Raw genomic sequence first — 16,989 nt, forward strand, 5'->3', positions numbered from 1 at the left:
AAACTAATGAATTACCCCATACCAATTAAGAAGTATAATAGTTTATCTGCATAAGTCGTTGCTTTTATATCTCGTGATAACACACTATTTAACAACGTCATATTATCTGTAATCACGCCATCCACTCCATAAAAAATCATGCGATTCATGGTGTCTGTATCATTTAGCGTCCAAACATAAACCTTCTTATCTTGGTTGTGCATCGTTTGAACGAGGTTTTTTGTGAGTGTCGTGTATTCTACCGAGTAGAAATCCATATCTCCTTCAGGTGTCCCTGCAAGAGTAAAAGGCATAATATAGCCTACATATAAATCTGGTTTTTTCTCTTTTAGTTCTTTCACTACATCAAATGACAGTGACTGAATTTCATGGCCTTCTTCTTTAATGATTGAATAGTACTTTTGGATAAATCGATCAATCATATCTGGACTATCTTGTTTCGTTGCCTTAATTTCAATTAATAGCTTTTGATCGAGTTCTTGCGCTCGTTTTAAATAGTCATCAAACGATACCAGTTTCGCTTCTTTTCCATGTTCTTTAGCCGTCATTTCCTGAAGTTCTTTTAACGTAAACTCATTTGGACGTCCTTTTTGTTGGATTAAATGATTGAGTTTAAAATCATGCATGACAATAAACTCTTTGTCTTTAGTCTCTTGTACATCCATTTCGATAAAATTAGGACGTGTGTCTTTACTCGTCATTTCAAGAGCTTCGATAGAATTTTGAACATGATTGCCATTATCTACACCACGATGTGAAATAGTTAGTGGACGATGAATACTTGGCTGTGTTAAAAACAAATAATTATAGGATAAAACACTGATCACTAGCCACACTCCACCCAAAGTCAACATCGCTTTTTGTGGCCAACTAATTTTTCTATAAGTTGTTTGATTAACTGATGAAAAAATTTCTTTGATATCAGGTAAATAGCCTAGTTTATCCATATTAGAAATCGTAATAAAGAAAATCCCAATCGTTGTTAAAACAAGATTAACTACCCAATTAAACTGCAACAAGGTCAATAAGACAATTGCGACATAGAAACTCTGATGTTGGTAATATGTATCGGCTAACTCTTGTATACCAATCACTAAACCATTTACAATTAATGCTATCACTGCAATAGTTCCTATTACAAAAACAAACTGCAATACAATTGATTTGAAATGTTTTTTAGTTTGTTGCCAACTTATTTTACTTGCTTCTTTAAAAGTGTAATCCTTTAAAATCATCAAAGGCAATGTAAACATCAAACGAATCGCGACCACAATTAAACTGACATATACTAATATAAACAGAACGACGAAAATGACACGATTTTCAAAGATAAAATCAACGATAAAAACTGGGATCTTAAACTTTGATAACAAATCTGAATGAAACCTAATAGCCCCCAATGGACTTAATAGAATAAAGTAGCATAAGAAGAATAAAAAATTATTTACTTTTAATTTTTTCATCTGTACAATTGTTTCTCTCGCCAATTGACGTAGCGAAATTGCGACTTTATTTTTTATAAAATACATCGTCAACAATAAAAAGGTGTACTCAAAATAAATGGTAGACACTAGTAAAAACAACATCATAATAAGTAAACATAGAACAATTGGATGATGAAACACAATTAAACCGACTGTATCATAAGACAGATAGGGAATATCTCCCATTCTTAATATAAAACGAGTTAAAGTGACCATCAAAGGTGTTATGATAAATAATATGATGACGTTGGCCAATATAACACTTTTAGACGAACGTACCCCATCTTTAATGAATTCAAGTGATTTTTTTATACTATTTTTTATTTTGTACATTATACCACCTCACTCTTAGTATTATATATTATGATATGTCATAAATGCGTGTCAATAGTTTATTTATTCTGTGACCTTTTTGTTATATCTATCTCTGTTCGCAAAACTTATAATAAATAAAAAATATTCTTTACAAAGCAATATTTCAAGGTGTCTGACTTGTCTAATGCTATCTTTTTTGGATAAAATTTCATTAATAATTTATTTGAAGGAGTTTTTTGATGAAACATTTTGAAGCGCCGATACTTGATTGGAATTATGCAACGCAACATGACTGGTGTTGTGAACATTCTTTATCACAATCTCCCATTGATATAGAGACTGATACACTTGAAACAATGATGGATACTGGAAAAATCCAGCTGACTTATTCTCGAACTGTTGATGCTATTTTTGATACTGGATCAGCCATTCAAGGTATTGCAACTGGAACAGCTAATATCAATAATCGTTTTTTCAATTTACAACAATTTCATTTTCACACTCACAGTGAGCATAAAGTTGATGGAAAAACGTGTGATGCGGAACTTCATTTTGTTCATGAAGCTCAAAATGGTCGACTAGCAGTTTTAGGTGTATTTTTAGTTGAAGGTCGTCATAACGAGACATTGCAAAATCTACTTGATGCTATTAATACAAATAAATCGATTCACAATGTGTATCTATATGATTTACTACCAAGAATTTCTGATTACTATCACTATCTTGGTTCTTTAACAACCCCACCACTAACAGAAAATGTAGAATGGTACGTATTTAAAGAAACGGTTGAAATATCACATAAACAACTTCAAATACTAAGAAACTATCATGCAAACAATTGTCGTCATACTCAACCTCTTAATGGACGAAAAGTTTTATTTAAATCATTCAACAAAAAATCCTAATGGCTAGACACCATTAGGATAATTTTTTTATTATTGTCATATTTCGTTTCACCAATTCAGCATAAAAGAAATTTCCTCCATTTTGGTACAATTTTCCTCCATTATGAATTAGTGACATAGGTTCATAATAATGATAAGTCGCTTCATTTGTGTTTCCAAGCATTGGTGCTAGTACATCTTTAGAATACTGCTCTGCTAAGGACAAAGAACTTTTATTGCCATGAGTCGCCACATAATCAACATAACTAGTACCAAAATTATAAGCCTGTACACCTGTCCAAATGTCACACTCATTCTCAAGTGCGTACTTTATGGCGTCTGATAAATGCTTAACACCACTTGTAATACTTTCCTTTTCAGATGTTATTTTATTTTGTTCACCATATTTACTTTCACTACTTTGCATAACATCAACATTATTGCCTTTCGTTTCGGTAAATATAATTGCCAGGACAAGATCCTCATACTCTACCAAGTTCTCTTCTTCAAGTACCGTTTTGACAAGTGGTTCCCATTTTAAAGTTTGAGTGACATGTTGTTTTAATTGCCACACATACCAACCACTTGCTACTAATAATCCTATTATTAAAAATAAAAAAAATCGTTTTATAACTTTTTTAATCACTCATTCATTGCTCCTTATAATCAAGGTAGCATTTATTTTGTCATAATCTTATCTAATAATCAAGACTTATCAAGTCAGTTTTCTTTTAATTTAAGAATCACATAATGTCATTTAATTTTTTCTTTCGCCGATTGTAAAATTAAGCTAGACAACTAAAAAAATTATTTGTGATACACTCAAATTGTCTTTCCAACTAAAGAAAACAAGGAGTTTAATCACAAATGACCTATATACATCTGACTACAGACGAGCTAGTTTTGATAGAATTTTATTACCATCAAAATAAAAAAGGAACATACGTTGCGAAACAATTGAACCGAGAAAAACAGACTATTTATACTGTTTACAAAGCTTTTGACGAAGGGCTATCTGCACTAGATTACTATAAAAGATACAAAAATAATAAAAAGAATTGCGGCAGATGTCCTATTTCTTTATCTGATAATGAAACAGAATACATTAAAAAGAAGGTTGTTCAAGGATGGACTCCAGATGTCATTATTGGTCGTGCTAAGTTTACTATTTCATGTTCTCTCAGTACTCTTTATAGATTATTTAAGCAAGGTCTGTTTGATTTGACTGCATTACCTATGAAAGGTAAAAAGAAAGCAAATGGTTATAAAGAAAAAAGAGGCAAACAAGCCTTTAAAAGAACCATCCGTCAACGTAATAAGGACTATCAACTCTTTAATAATGAATTGTGTCATCTTGAAGGTAACACAATTGTTGGAAAAGATCATAAAAGTGCTGTTATCACGCTTGTTGAAAGACTATCGAAAGTGATTATTACGTTAAAACCAATAGGCAGACGAGCAATAGATATCGAAAATAGTTTAAATAATTAGCTTAAAAAGTTTCCATGTCATCTATTTCAATCAATCACATTCGATTGTAGTAAAGAATTTTCTAATTGGAAATCAATCAGCAATCTAAATGATATTGATAGTTATTTTGCCGATCCAGGAACACCCTCACAACGAGTTTTAAATGAACACTCTAATAGTTTATTACGTAAAGATGGCTTACCTAAAAAAATGGATTTCAACAAAGTTGAAGAATCTTTTATCCAACCTATCGCATCTAAAAGAAATAATATTCCTAGAAAATCATTAAACTATAAAACACCATTGAAAGTATTTTTGAGTTATGTAGACAATGATATTTTGTCTAGCTTAATTTGACAAATAAAATTTTTAAATGCTCTTAATGCACTTTCTACATTTTTAGATACTTCATTATCACATTTTGATTTACACATCGTTAAAGGCTCTATGCCAAATCGTGTGGATAGCCAATAATATTGATAAAAAAGTCTCAAAAATGAAATAGAATTAATTCGGCTATATAATTTTTGATGTGTATGAAGAAATTCATCTACATCTATTTTTTACATAAAAAAGAAACATACGAATCTTCTAGGTAAAATTAAAGTGACAAAACCAAATTTTAGCAAGGAAGATTCATATGCCTTACAACCATTGTATACGAGTATCTCTGGATTTGGGCTGTACGCTAAATCGTGTTGATAGATTAAATTCTGTCAATGCGATTTTTTGTTTTAGTCATAGAAAAAGGGGCATTCTTATTGGTAAAATTCAGTCGTCTATAACTAACATTACAAAGGAGAATACCCCTATGGATAATAATATAAGAAAACTACTCAATTTAACAGATGATTCTCTTATTTTTAATAAGGATTGGCTGTCTCGCGAAGCGAGAAACAACCGCTCAGTTAACATGATGACAGGAAGATTAGTGAATAAAGATAAGCAATGCCAGAAATGTGGATGTTATCAATCCGTTAAAAACAGAACGTATCAAACCATTAGTCAATTGCCTGAAGTTGAACGTTGCCCAACTTATCTGAAACTTCACAGAGAACGTTACCTTTGTAGAAACTATGGCTCAACTTTCAGTGCTTCTACTTCTCTAGTAGATGACTATTGTCACATTTCTAAACAGCTTAAATACCAAATTGCTTTTGACTTAAAAGAGAATCAATCACGTAAAAGAATCACAGAATGCCACAGTGTCTCTGAAAATACTGTTAAACGTGTGTTAGTATCATTTACGAATAACCAGCAACCAACTTTTAACTTCTTGCCCAGGGCTCTTTGTGTAGATGAGTTTAGCTCTACTTCTGATTGTCATGCTGGAATGGGCTTTATTTGTACTGATGCGGCATCTAAAAAAATAATCGATATCTTACCTGATAAAAGATTGCATAAATTGGTTTCTTACTTTATGAAGTATTCCAGAAAATCACGTTTAAAAGTAAGATTTTTGGTCATGGACATGAATGCAAGTTACGGTCAACTATTAAAAACAGTCTTTCCAAACGCCGAAATCATTACAGATCGATTTCATATCATTCAACATATTAACCGCTCTTTCAACACCTTAAGAATAAAAGAAATGAATCAGCTAAAACGCTACAATCAAGAGGAAGGAAAGCAGTATCGAAGATTAAAGCGTTATTGGAAACTCCTTTTAAAGGACAGTTCTGAATTAAACTATAAACACTTTTATTATCGTCCTTTATTCAAGAGAAATATGTCATCTACCGAATTGGTAGATGAGTTACTTTCTTATAGTTCTCTATTAAAAAAAGCGTATCATTTTATGCAAGAATTGAAGTATGCTTATAAAACCAACGATTATGTTTTATTTTTAAAGTTATGTTCAAAGATACCTATTGAATTATCAAAGTATTTTAAAGATAAATTCAAGATATTTGGTAAGTTCTCTCAAGGAGTCATGAATGCCTTTAAATACTCCTATTCAAATGGTTTCTTAGAAGGCATGAATAATAAAATTAAAGTGATTAAACGTGTGGCCTATGGCTATCGAAACTTTCTACTATTCAAACGACGTATCTTTTTGATTCAAAATCAAGTTTTTCAAGTTAAATAAAAAAGCGAGAGAATTTCTTCCCTCACTCCAATTAATTCTATTTCATTTTTGAGACTTTTTTATCAATGCTATTATCCATCAACACGATTTAATCTACAATCTTATTTTATTGATAATCTTTCGTTTGCCATTCTTTACTGTAAAAAAGTTCTGGATTCATTTTATAGTCTGGTTTTTGCTTAGATTTCAGAAATTCTTGTAAATAAGTATCCATTTCTAACCAACCACGCCATCCAATATGAATGGTATCTTCCATGAAGTATTTTTCTCCACGCTTGTTAGTAAAATCAACAACATTATTAAATCCTTGAGATTTTAGTTGGTAATTAATTTTCTTAGAAAAATTATCTAACATCTCAGTAGATAAGCCTGTATAATCCGACCATAATTTATTGACTGGTGGAATAACAAACATAGCATCAATATTATTTTTATCTAAAAGTTCTAAAAATGCCTCAAAATCACCATATTCAGGTGATGACATATAATTGAAATTCTTTTGAGAATTTTTTAATTTACCTTTCATAGGCATAATTCGATTTGAATAAAAACTATTTGAAATTTCAAATGGGTTGTTATCTGTTTTATCATGTCCTATTTTGTAAGCTAATGTATCTAGTTCGTCAAAATTATATTGATTTGGTAGTTCTGTTACTTGTTTATCTATTCGTTTATTCTTAGACACAATACCAATTTGTCCAAATAATAAATCTTCATTTTTAAGACGTTTGTATTTATAATAAGCTTTTCTTCTATCAGATTGTGATAATTCTTCACCATTTTTTACTTTCAACAATATTTTCTTTAACTGTGTATCAGATTTAACACTTTCAAACTCAAGTAAGCGTCCTGCTACATACTGATCCGTTTTATCAGTCTCGTCTAAATCAACTAACCATTCATATGTTTCAATTGGTGAGTAGAATAGTGAGTACATTGGATCAGATACACCTTTTTTTACAAACCATTGTGGCGAAATAATAAACACAAGTTTTTTATTTTCCAATGGTTTTTTTACAGAATTTAGCATAAAAAAGTGGGTTAAAGATTGCGTTCCTGGCGCTCCTAGTAGAAACGGTTCATAAGATCTATCATATTTTTTAGCCAATACAGATGGATGGAAAGGATTCACACGACTTAATTCAGATGAACCAAAGAATGGTAAATACTTTCCAGACTCCATTGCTTGTCGTTTGATTTCTGAGCCTTTTAACACATTCACAGACATGGAAGATGCCGCTTCGTACACCTTCTCGTCTGAGGGATCTTTTATAAAATCAATTGGCGAATACAATAATGCTACTATGAACAATGCTGCTACAGCAAATGGTCCAACAGCGAAAAATATCTTTTTATTTAATGTCATGATTGTAAAGATTCAACCTGTGCGATAATTTGTTCAGGAGTCGCCCATTCGCTTCTTTCATATTCAGAAACTGGTACAGTAATGCCTAATTGTCCATCAACTTCAACCAACATTTGAACAGTTGCCATTGAGTCTAAAATACCTTCTTCATATAAATCAACAGTCATTTGATCAGAAAAATCTGTTCCTGTTAAATCTTCTAAAATATTTAAAATTGTTTCTTTTACGTTCATTTTTACCCATCTCCTATACTAAAATAAAGTGCTTAATTAATGTATCTAAAAATCCTGAGAATATCAAGAAACTAAAACATACCGCATTGAATGTAATAAAAATAGAAAATACATGTGTAAAACGATTGCTTGGTAACTTGTCTTTATGTTTCTTTTTATATCTCAACCATGCATCGTTAATACATATTAGTAATGCATGATAAATACCATAAACGATATAGTACCAGGTTAAGCCATGCCATAATCCCATTAAAAGGAATAGGGCAAAATAACCAACATTGGATGCTACAATTCGACTTTTAAATACTTTTTTCTTAATTAATGTAAACATTAATCTCATGTATACATAATCTCTAAACCAAAAAGAGAGCGTCATATGCCATCTATTCCAAAACTCTTTAATGTTTGGGCTAATAAACGGCTTATTAAAGTTGATTGGCGTTTCATAACCTAGTAAATAACTAGTCCCGACTGCAAACAAGCTATATCCAGCAAAGTCAAAAAATAGATAAAAGCTATACACATACATATACCCAATGGTTCCTAATACAGGAGTAGTTCCATCTAATGCAATACCTTGAGCTGCTGGCAATAAGTGACTACCTAACACATATCCTATAATAAATTTATACAATAAACCTAGAAATATGTAATGAATTCCTTTTTGTAATAGCTCAACATACTTTTCTTTATCTGGTGGATTTAAATAATCTTTTAAAAATCGACGATATCGATCAATCGGGCCTGATGAAATCGTTGGGAAGAAAATTAAAAATTGAATATAATACTTAATATTAAATTCTTTTAAAATGCCATCACGAATTTCCATTACCACCTGAACTGACTTAAATGTCAGATAAGAATAACCTAGAAAGGCCAAAATCGATTGAGATCCAAAGAATGGTGACAGTTTAATAATAAACATAGGTAATAAGTTCAGTAGAACAGCTACATAAAACACACCACTTTTATTCTCTTTTTGTCGATATTTAAAGTAGACTGATGTTAACAGTGTTTGCCATATAATGTAAGCAATTAAAGCCAACCCTTGTTTTGAATTTGGACCACCAAAACTAATCCATAAGAAAAAAATTGTTAGAAAGTTTTGATACCACATCAACCTCTTACCATTTAACGATAAAATAATTGATGGAATAAATAATACACCTAGTAAAATAAAGTAAAAAGGCTTCTCGTAAGGAGTCAAGTACGGGATAAACTGAGTTAACTGACTCATTAACTATTCACCTCATTTATTAATTGTTTGCGGTCAATTTTTCCATTTTGTGTCATTGGAAGATTTTCCACATAGATAAAACGATGTGGTACCATATAGTCCATTACAGTTTTATTTAAATCTTCTTTTAATCGTTGTGTCAAAGCTCTCTCATCTGATGCGTCTACATCTTCTTCTAGAACAATGTAAGCAAGTAATTGTTGTACTTTCCCTGCTTTATTATATTTTGGCACAGAACATGCTGCTCGTACCTCTGTAAGTGTAATCAAATGATGGTCAATATCACCCAATTCCATACGGTACCCATTCAATTTAATTTGGAAATCCATACGACCTTTATAAAACAATAAACCATCTTCTAAAAGACCTGCATCTCCAGTTCTATATGCTGGAACACCCTCAAATTCAAAGAAAACTTCATTTGTTTTTTCAGGATTATTGAAATAACCAACTGAGACACTTGGTCCAGAAATAACAATTTCACCTATTTCTCCATCAGGTAATTTTTCACCTTTATCATTTAAAATATGAATTTCTGTATCACTTTTAACTTTTCCAAGAGGCACACGTTCATATTTATCTAATATATCAGAATCTAGTGAAATATTTGTAACAGCAACTGTTGTTTCTGTCGGACCATATGTATTGAATATCTTTGCATTCGGGAATCTCTCTAACAACTTTTTCGCTGTATTTTTGGGTAACTCCTCACCACAAAATTCAAAATTTTCTAAACTTGGTAAATGTTCTCCATCAAATTCAGGATTTAATAATACCATTTCAATTAATGATGGTGTTGATACCCAGACATTTAAATTCATTTCCGGAATTGACTTAAACAATAAAGGGAAATTCTCAATCATTGTTTTAGGCATTGGAATCAATGTCCCTGCTGTTAACAGTGCTGGATATAAATCCATAACAGACAAATCAAATGAAAATGGCGCTTGACATAAAAAGCGTTGGTTTTCTTTCAAATCAAAATCACTCAACATCCAACTAGTAAAACTAATTAGATTATTATAAGTAATTTGTACACCTTTAGGCTTTCCAGTTGTCCCCGAAGTAAAAATAATATAATAGATATCATTTTCACACACAACTTGTTTACCTAGGTAGTTTTTATTATTTTCCATTAAAGAAATAATAGTTTCTCTGTTATAAACATTCTCTGTATTAAGCGGCCATTCAGATAAAGATAAAACACATGATGCGTTAGCCTCTTCAACAATCATTGATACGCGTTCTTTTGGCGTATGATCATCAATTGGAACATAAGAATGTCCAGCTTTCGTACATGCTAAAAATGATATAACCATCATAGCTTCTTGCCCACCATAAACAATGATTGGTGTTTTAGAAGGATAAGTTTCTTCTAAATAACCTGCAAGAGAATCTGATAGTTCATCTAATTCTTTATATGTATACTTACGATCAGCTTCTTCAAAAAAGACAGTTTCTTCACTATTTAATGAAATGTCTTTAATTTTTGTTACAATTTCATTTAACATTATTCACTAGCTCCTTTTTAAAATTGATTATAAATGAAAGAGCCCCCACCTACGTGACTATATTGATACAAATAAATTAACACAAGTATAATAGCAGCATAGAAAACGGAGCGAGCTACAAAACTTAACCATCTTTTTGTTGTATCTGGTATCTTTCTTTTTTTTAATTCCATAAAAATCACTCCCTTACCTTCAACTTATTATACAATCATTTAAGCCAAATAATATCAAACATATGATTGATATCAGGATACGACCTAAGACGTATTTTATTTCCCGTATTTCTTAAAAATTCTTCATATATGATTCTATCATATATGAAGAGTTTTTTATAACATTTTGTGTATTTTCATACTTTATTCTAGTTTTATTAATAAAAAGTATACTTTTTATAATCAAACATAAATATATATTTTTTTAACAATCCTATTGTCATTATATTTGTCAAATTAAATTAGACAAAATATCGTTGTACATATCAGTAATATCTAAAACTTATTTTAATAAAAATCTATGATAGCTCCTAGGAAATCCAATCCATCGCTCAACTAATTCTGGTACTTTAACTTTTAAAGAAATGTAAACAGCATCTTCAATTTTTTCGGCTGTACACTAAATTGTGTTGATAGATTAAATTCTGTCAATGCGATTTTTTGTTTTAGGCATAGAAAAAGGGGTATTCTTACTGGTAAAATTAAGTCGTCTATAACTAACATTACAAAGGAGAATACCCATAGGGATAATAACACAAGAAGACTACTCAATTTAACAGATGAGTCTCTTATTTTTAATGAGGATTGGTTATCTCGCGAAGCGAGATACAATCGCAGAAATATGTCCTCTACCGAATTGGTCGATTAGTTACTTTCTTATAGTTCTCTATTAAAAAACGTATCTTTTTATTCAATAATTAAAGTATGCTTATAGAACCAATGATTATGTCTTATTTTTAGAGTTATGTTCAAGGATACCTGTTTAATTACTAAAGTATTTTAGAGATAAATTCAAGATATTTGATAAGTTCTCCCAAGGAGTCATGAATACCTTTAAATACTATTATTCAAATGTTTTCTTAGAAGGCATTAATAATAAAATTAAAGTGATTAAACGCGTAGCCTATGGCTATCGAAACTTTTTACTATTCAAACGACGTATCTTTTTGATTCAAAATCAAGTTTTTTGGGTTAAATAAAAAAGAGAGAGAATTTCTCCCCTCACTACAATTAATTCTATTTCATTTTTAGTGCTTTTTATCAATATTATTATCCATCAACACGATTTGATATATAATCATTATAAACGTAAAAATATAAAATAACACTTAGCACGGCAACGTCCTACTCTCACAAAGGGAAACCCTTCACTACCCTCGGCGCTAAGAAGCTTAACTTCTGTGTTCGGCATGGTTACAGGTGTATCCTTCTTGCCATCGTCACCGCACATAAGTGCATTATATAATGAGTAATTGCTCACTCAAAACTGGATGTTAAAGTTATCTATCATCATAATTGTCCACCGCTTATTTTGGTTAAGTCCTCGACCGATTAGTACTAGTCCGCTCCATACATCACTGTACTTCCACTCCTAGCCTATCTACCTGATCATCTTTCAGGGGTCTTACTTCCTTAAAGGAATGGGAAATCTCATCTTGAGGGGGGCTTCACGCTTAGATGCTTTCAGCGTTTATCCCGTCCATACATAGCTACCCAGCAATGCCCTTGGCAGAACAACTGGTACACCAGAGGTATGTCCATCCCGGTCCTCTCGTACTAAGGACAGCTCCTCTCAAATTTCCAACGCCCGCGACGGATAGGGACCGAACTGTCTCACGACGTTCTGAACCCAGCTCGCGTGCCGCTTTAATGGGCGAACAGCCCAACCCTTGGGACCGACTACAGCCCCAGGATGCGACGAGCCGACATCGAGGTGCCAAACCTCCCCGTCGATGTGAACTCTTGGGGGAGATAAGCCTGTTATCCCCAGGGTAGCTTTTATCCGTTGAGCGATGGCCCTTCCATGCGGAACCACCGGATCACTAAGCCCGACTTTCGTCCCTGCTCGAGTTGTAGCTCTCGCAGTCAAGCTCCCTTCTGCCTTTGCACTCTACGAATGATTTCCAACCATTCTGAGGGAACCTTTGGGCGCCTCCGTTACCTTTTGGGAGGCGACCGCCCCAGTCAAACTGTCCATCTGACACTGTCTCCCACCACGATTAGTGGTGCGGGTTAGAATGGTCATAACACAAGGGTAGTATCCCACCAGCGCCTCCATCGAAACTAGCGTTCCGACTTCTACGGCTCCTACCTATCCTGTACATGTGTCACAAACATTCAATATCAAACTACAGTAAAGCTCCATGGGGTCTTTCCGTCCTGTCGCGGGTAACCTGCATCTTCACAGGTACTAAAATTTCACCGAGTCTCTCGTTGAGACAGTGCCCAAATCGTTACGCCTTTCGTGCGGGTCGGAACTTACCCGACAAGGAATTTCGCTACCTTAGGACCGTTATAGTTACGGCCGCCGTTTACTGGGGCTTCAATTTTGAGCTTCGCTATTGCTAACCCATCCTCTTAACCTTCCAGCACCGGGCAGGCGTCAGCCCCTATACGTCATCTTTCGATTTTGCAGAGACCTGTGTTTTTGATAAACAGTCGCTTGGGCCTATTCACTGCGGCTGAACTTGCGTTCAGCACCCCTTCTCCCGAAGTTACGGGGTCATTTTGCCGAGTTCCTTAACGAGAGTTCTCTCGCTCACCTTAGGATTCTCTCCTCGACTACCTGTGTCGGTTTGCGGTACGGGTCATTTGTTTCTAACTAGAAGCTTTTCTTGACAGTGTGACATTGAGACTTCGGTACTTTATTTCCCTACTCATCACAACTTGTCCTTATAGATAAAAGCATTTGACTCTTATCAAGACTTGTTGCTTGAACGTGCACTTCCAGTCGCACGATCTCATAGCCTCCTGTGTCCCTCCATTGTTCAAACAAAACAAACGAGTACAGGAATCTCAACCTGTTATCCATCGCCTACGCCTATCGGCCTCAGCTTAGGTCCCGACTAACCCTGGGAGGACGAGCCTTCCCCAGGAAACCTTAGTCATTCGGTGGACAGGATTCTCACCTGTCTTTCGCTACTCATACCGGCATTCTCACTTCTAAGCGCTCCACCAGTCCTTACGATCCAGCTTCAACGCCCTTAGAACGCTCTCCTACCATAGAACCAAAGGTTCTATCCACAGCTTCGGTAACATGTTTAGCCCCGGTACATTTTCGGCGCAAGGGCACTCGACTAGTGAGCTATTACGCACTCTTTAAATGGTGGCTGCTTCTAAGCCAACATCCTAGTTGTTTGTGCACCCTCACATCCTTTTCCACTTAACATGTATTTTGGGACCTTAGCTGGTGGTCTGGGCTGTTTCCCTTTCGACAATGGATCTTATCACTCACTGTCTGACTCCCGGATATAAATGAATGGCATTCGGAGTTTATCTGAATTCGGTAACCCAAGACGGGCCCCTAGTCCAAACAGTGCTCTACCTCCATCATTCTCAAATCCGAGGCTAGCCCTAAAGCTATTTCGGAGAGAACCAGCTATCTCCAAGTTCGTTTGGAATTTCTCCGCTACCCACACCTCATCCCCGCACTTTTCAACGTACGTGGGTTCGGTCCTCCAGTGCGTTTTACCACACCTTCAACCTGGACATGGGTAGGTCACATGGTTTCGGGTCTACGACAACATACTCATTCGCCCTATTCAGACTCGCTTTCGCTACGGCTCCGCTTCTTCAGCTTAACCTCGCATGCTATCGTAACTCGCCGGTTCATTCTGCAAAAGGCACGCTATCACCCATTAACGGGCTCTAACTTCTTGTAGGCACACGGTTTCAGGTTCTATTTCACTCCCCTTCCGGGGTGCTTTTCACCTTTCCCTCACGGTACTGGTTCACTATCGGTCACTAGAGAGTATTTAGCCTTGGGAGATGGTCCTCCCGGATTCCGACGGAATTTCTCGTGTTCCGCCGTACTCAGGATACTCATAGGTGTGTTGTCAATTTCGTCTACGAGGCTTTTACCCGCTACGGCTGACCTTTCCAAGTCGATTCGACTATCCACAACAGCTACCACAGCTGAGTCCTACAACCCCAACAAGCAAGCTTGTTGGTTTGGGCTGTTTCCGTTTCGCTCGCCGCTACTAAGGAAATCGATTTTTCTTTCTCTTCCTGCAGGTACTTAGATGTTTCAGTTCTCTGCGTCTACCTTCTAACAGCTATGTATTCACTATTAGATAATATCCTATAAAAGATATTGGGTTCCCCCATTCGGAAATCTCCGGATCATAGCATACTTACTGCTCCCCGAAGCATATCGGTGTTAGTCCCGTCCTTCATCGGCTTCTAGTGCCAAGGCATCCACCGTGCGCCCTTATTCACTTAACCTTTTCTAACCTTACGGTTAGCTTGTTTTTTAATTAATGACTAACTAGCGATAGATAATCATTAATACATTTCACAGTTCTTTTTAAAGAAACTGTTCAACGCGGTGTTCTCGGTTTATGTTGATGTCTAACTTCAACTATCCAGTTTTCAATGAACAATTTGTTTGAGAGTAGACCTCTCAAAACTGAACAAAGTAAAGACAAAATGTGTTTTCCGTAATTATCCTTAGAAAGGAGGTGATCCAGCCGCACCTTCCGATACGGCTACCTTGTTACGACTTCACCCCAATCATCTATCCCACCTTAGGCGGCTGGCTCCAAAAGGTTACCTCACCGACTTTGGGTGTTACAAACTCTCGTGGTGTGACGGGCGGTGTGTACAAGGCCCGGGAACGTATTCACCGTGGCATGCTGATCCACGATTACTAGCGATTCCGGCTTCATGTAGGCGAGTTGCAGCCTACAATCCGAACTGAGAACAGCTTTAAGAGATTAGCTAAACCTCGCGGTCTCGCAACTCATTGTACTGTCCATTGTAGCACGTGTGTAGCCCAGGTCATAAGGGGCATGATGATTTGACGTCATCCCCACCTTCCTCCGGTTTGTCACCGGCAGTCTCGCTAGAGTGCCCAACTAAATGATGGCAACTAACAATAAGGGTTGCGCTCGTTGCGGGACTTAACCCAACATCTCACGACACGAGCTGACGACAACCATGCACCACCTGTCACTTTGTCCCCGAAGGGAAAGCTCTATCTCTAGAGTGGTCAAAGGATGTCAAGACCTGGTAAGGTTCTTCGCGTTGCTTCGAATTAAACCACATGCTCCACCGCTTGTGCGGGCCCCCGTCAATTCCTTTGAGTTTCAGCCTTGCGGCCGTACTCCCCAGGCGGAGTGCTTAATGCGTTAACTGCAGCACTGAAGGGCGGAAACCCTCCAACACTTAGCACTCATCGTTTACGGCGTGGACTACCAGGGTATCTAATCCTGTTTGCTCCCCACGCTTTCGAGCCTCAGCGTCAGTTACAGACCAGAGAGTCGCCTTCGCCACTGGTGTTCCTCCATATATCTACGCATTTCACCGCTACACATGGAATTCCACTCTCCTCTTCTGCACTCAAGTCCTCCAGTTTCCAATGACCTTCCTCGGTTGAGCCGAGGGCTTTCACATCAGACTTAAAAGACCGCCTGCGCTCGCTTTACGCCCAATAAATCCGGACAACGCTTGCCACCTACGTATTACCGCGGCTGCTGGCACGTAGTTAGCCGTGGCTTTCTGGTTAGATACCGTCAAGGTGATAACAGTTACTCTATCACTTATTCTTCTCTAACAACAGAGTTTTACGATCCGAAAACCTTCTTCACTCACGCGGCGTTGCTCGGTCAGACTTTCGTCCATTGCCGAAGATTCCCTACTGCTGCCTCCCGTAGGAGTCTGGGCCGTGTCTCAGTCCCAGTGTGGCCGATCACCCTCTCAGGTCGGCTATGCATCATGGTCTTGGTAGGCCATTACCCCACCAACTAACTAATGCACCGCGGGCCCATCCATCAGTGACACTTAAAGCGTCTTTTATGATTCCACCATGCGGTAAAATCAATTATGCGGTATTAGCACCTGTTTCCAAGTGTTATCCCCCTCTGATGGGCAGGTTGCCCACGTGTTACTCACCCGTCCGCCACTCATTTCTTTTCGGTGGAGCAAGCTCCGGTGAAAAGAAATGCGTTCGACTTGCATGTATTAGGCACGCCGCCAGCGTTCGTCCTGAGCCAGGATCAAACTCTCAATAAAAAGTTGATAACATCTTACGATGTTTAAGCTCATTTGTTTAAAACTTGCTAGCGAATTGTATTCACTAAATATGGTTTGTTTCTACATAGTAGAAACGCCCTACACATTTGGTTTGTCTTACTTTGTTCAGTTTTCAAAGGTCTAAACTTTGTTGCCGTAACAACTTTTATATCATA

The 16,989-nt window shown here is 36.1% G+C and carries 9 protein-coding genes, 3 rRNA genes and 2 pseudogenes; 4 read left to right on the plus strand and 10 right to left on the minus strand.

Annotated elements, in window-relative coordinates:
- Positions 1 to 11: 11 nt before the first annotated feature.
- Entirely contained in the window at positions 12 to 1,817 is a 1,806-nt protein-coding gene (locus BHY08_RS08095) for a glycerophosphoryl diester phosphodiesterase membrane domain-containing protein (RefSeq protein ID WP_071457389.1), read from the minus strand.
- Positions 1,818 to 2,038: 221 nt separating this feature from the next.
- Here BHY08_RS08095 and BHY08_RS08100 point away from each other — a divergent pair, with 221 nt between their 5' ends.
- Entirely contained in the window at positions 2,039 to 2,704 is a 666-nt protein-coding gene (locus tag BHY08_RS08100) for a carbonic anhydrase family protein (RefSeq protein WP_071457390.1), read from the plus strand.
- Between the two features lie 13 nt (positions 2,705 to 2,717).
- Here the strand turns inward: BHY08_RS08100 and BHY08_RS08105 are convergent, their stop codons facing one another.
- On the minus strand, positions 2,718 to 3,329 hold the full coding sequence (locus BHY08_RS08105; protein WP_084657228.1) for a lysozyme family protein: 612 nt from the start codon (positions 3,327 to 3,329) through the stop codon (positions 2,718 to 2,720).
- A gap of 221 nt (positions 3,330 to 3,550) precedes the next feature.
- Here BHY08_RS08105 and BHY08_RS08110 point away from each other — a divergent pair.
- A pseudogene (locus BHY08_RS08110) lies at positions 3,551 to 4,510 on the plus strand (IS30 family transposase).
- Positions 4,511 to 4,964: 454 nt separating this feature from the next.
- Positions 4,965 to 6,242, plus strand: a complete 1,278-nt coding sequence (locus BHY08_RS08115; protein WP_071457391.1) for an ISL3 family transposase — start codon at positions 4,965 to 4,967, stop codon at positions 6,240 to 6,242.
- A gap of 106 nt (positions 6,243 to 6,348) precedes the next feature.
- Here BHY08_RS08115 and dltD read toward each other — a convergent pair whose 3' ends face one another.
- The 5 genes from dltD to BHY08_RS10800 are packed head-to-tail and all read right to left on the minus strand — an operon-like array spanning position 6,349 to position 10,762.
- On the minus strand, positions 6,349 to 7,608 hold the full coding sequence (gene dltD / locus BHY08_RS08120; protein ID WP_071457392.1) for a D-alanyl-lipoteichoic acid biosynthesis protein DltD: 1,260 nt from the start codon (positions 7,606 to 7,608) through the stop codon (positions 6,349 to 6,351).
- Complete coding sequence (gene dltC, locus BHY08_RS08125) at positions 7,605 to 7,841, minus strand: D-alanine--poly(phosphoribitol) ligase subunit DltC (RefSeq protein ID WP_071457393.1); 237 nt, start codon at positions 7,839 to 7,841, stop codon at positions 7,605 to 7,607. The genes dltD and dltC overlap by 4 nt, the downstream gene beginning before the upstream one ends.
- A gap of 13 nt (positions 7,842 to 7,854) precedes the next feature.
- Positions 7,855 to 9,078, minus strand: coding sequence for a D-alanyl-lipoteichoic acid biosynthesis protein DltB (dltB, locus tag BHY08_RS08130; protein WP_071457394.1), 1,224 nt, complete (start codon positions 9,076 to 9,078; stop codon positions 7,855 to 7,857).
- Entirely contained in the window at positions 9,078 to 10,589 is a 1,512-nt protein-coding gene (gene dltA / locus BHY08_RS08135; protein WP_071457395.1) for a D-alanine--poly(phosphoribitol) ligase subunit DltA, read from the minus strand. The genes dltB and dltA overlap by 1 nt, the downstream gene beginning before the upstream one ends.
- A gap of 17 nt (positions 10,590 to 10,606) precedes the next feature.
- Entirely contained in the window at positions 10,607 to 10,762 is a 156-nt protein-coding gene (locus tag BHY08_RS10800) for a teichoic acid D-Ala incorporation-associated protein DltX (RefSeq protein WP_084657229.1), read from the minus strand.
- Positions 10,763 to 11,586: 824 nt separating this feature from the next.
- Here BHY08_RS10800 and BHY08_RS10805 point away from each other — a divergent pair.
- Positions 11,587 to 11,781, plus strand: a pseudogene (locus BHY08_RS10805) (transposase); the annotation flags it as partial.
- Positions 11,782 to 11,913: 132 nt separating this feature from the next.
- Here the strand turns inward: BHY08_RS10805 and rrf are convergent.
- From rrf to BHY08_RS08150, 3 genes are all read right to left on the minus strand, one after another.
- Positions 11,914 to 12,029, minus strand: a 5S ribosomal RNA gene (gene rrf, locus BHY08_RS08140).
- Positions 12,030 to 12,113: 84 nt separating this feature from the next.
- Positions 12,114 to 15,025, minus strand: a 23S ribosomal RNA gene (locus BHY08_RS08145).
- 229 nt (positions 15,026 to 15,254) lie between these two features.
- Positions 15,255 to 16,813, minus strand: a 16S ribosomal RNA gene (locus BHY08_RS08150).
- The 16S, 23S and 5S rRNA genes sit together here, the layout of an rRNA operon.
- Between the last annotated feature and the right edge of the window lie 176 nt (positions 16,814 to 16,989).

The sequence above is a fragment of the Vagococcus teuberi genome, assembly GCF_001870205.1.
Classification (GTDB): domain Bacteria; phylum Bacillota; class Bacilli; order Lactobacillales; family Vagococcaceae; genus Vagococcus; species Vagococcus teuberi.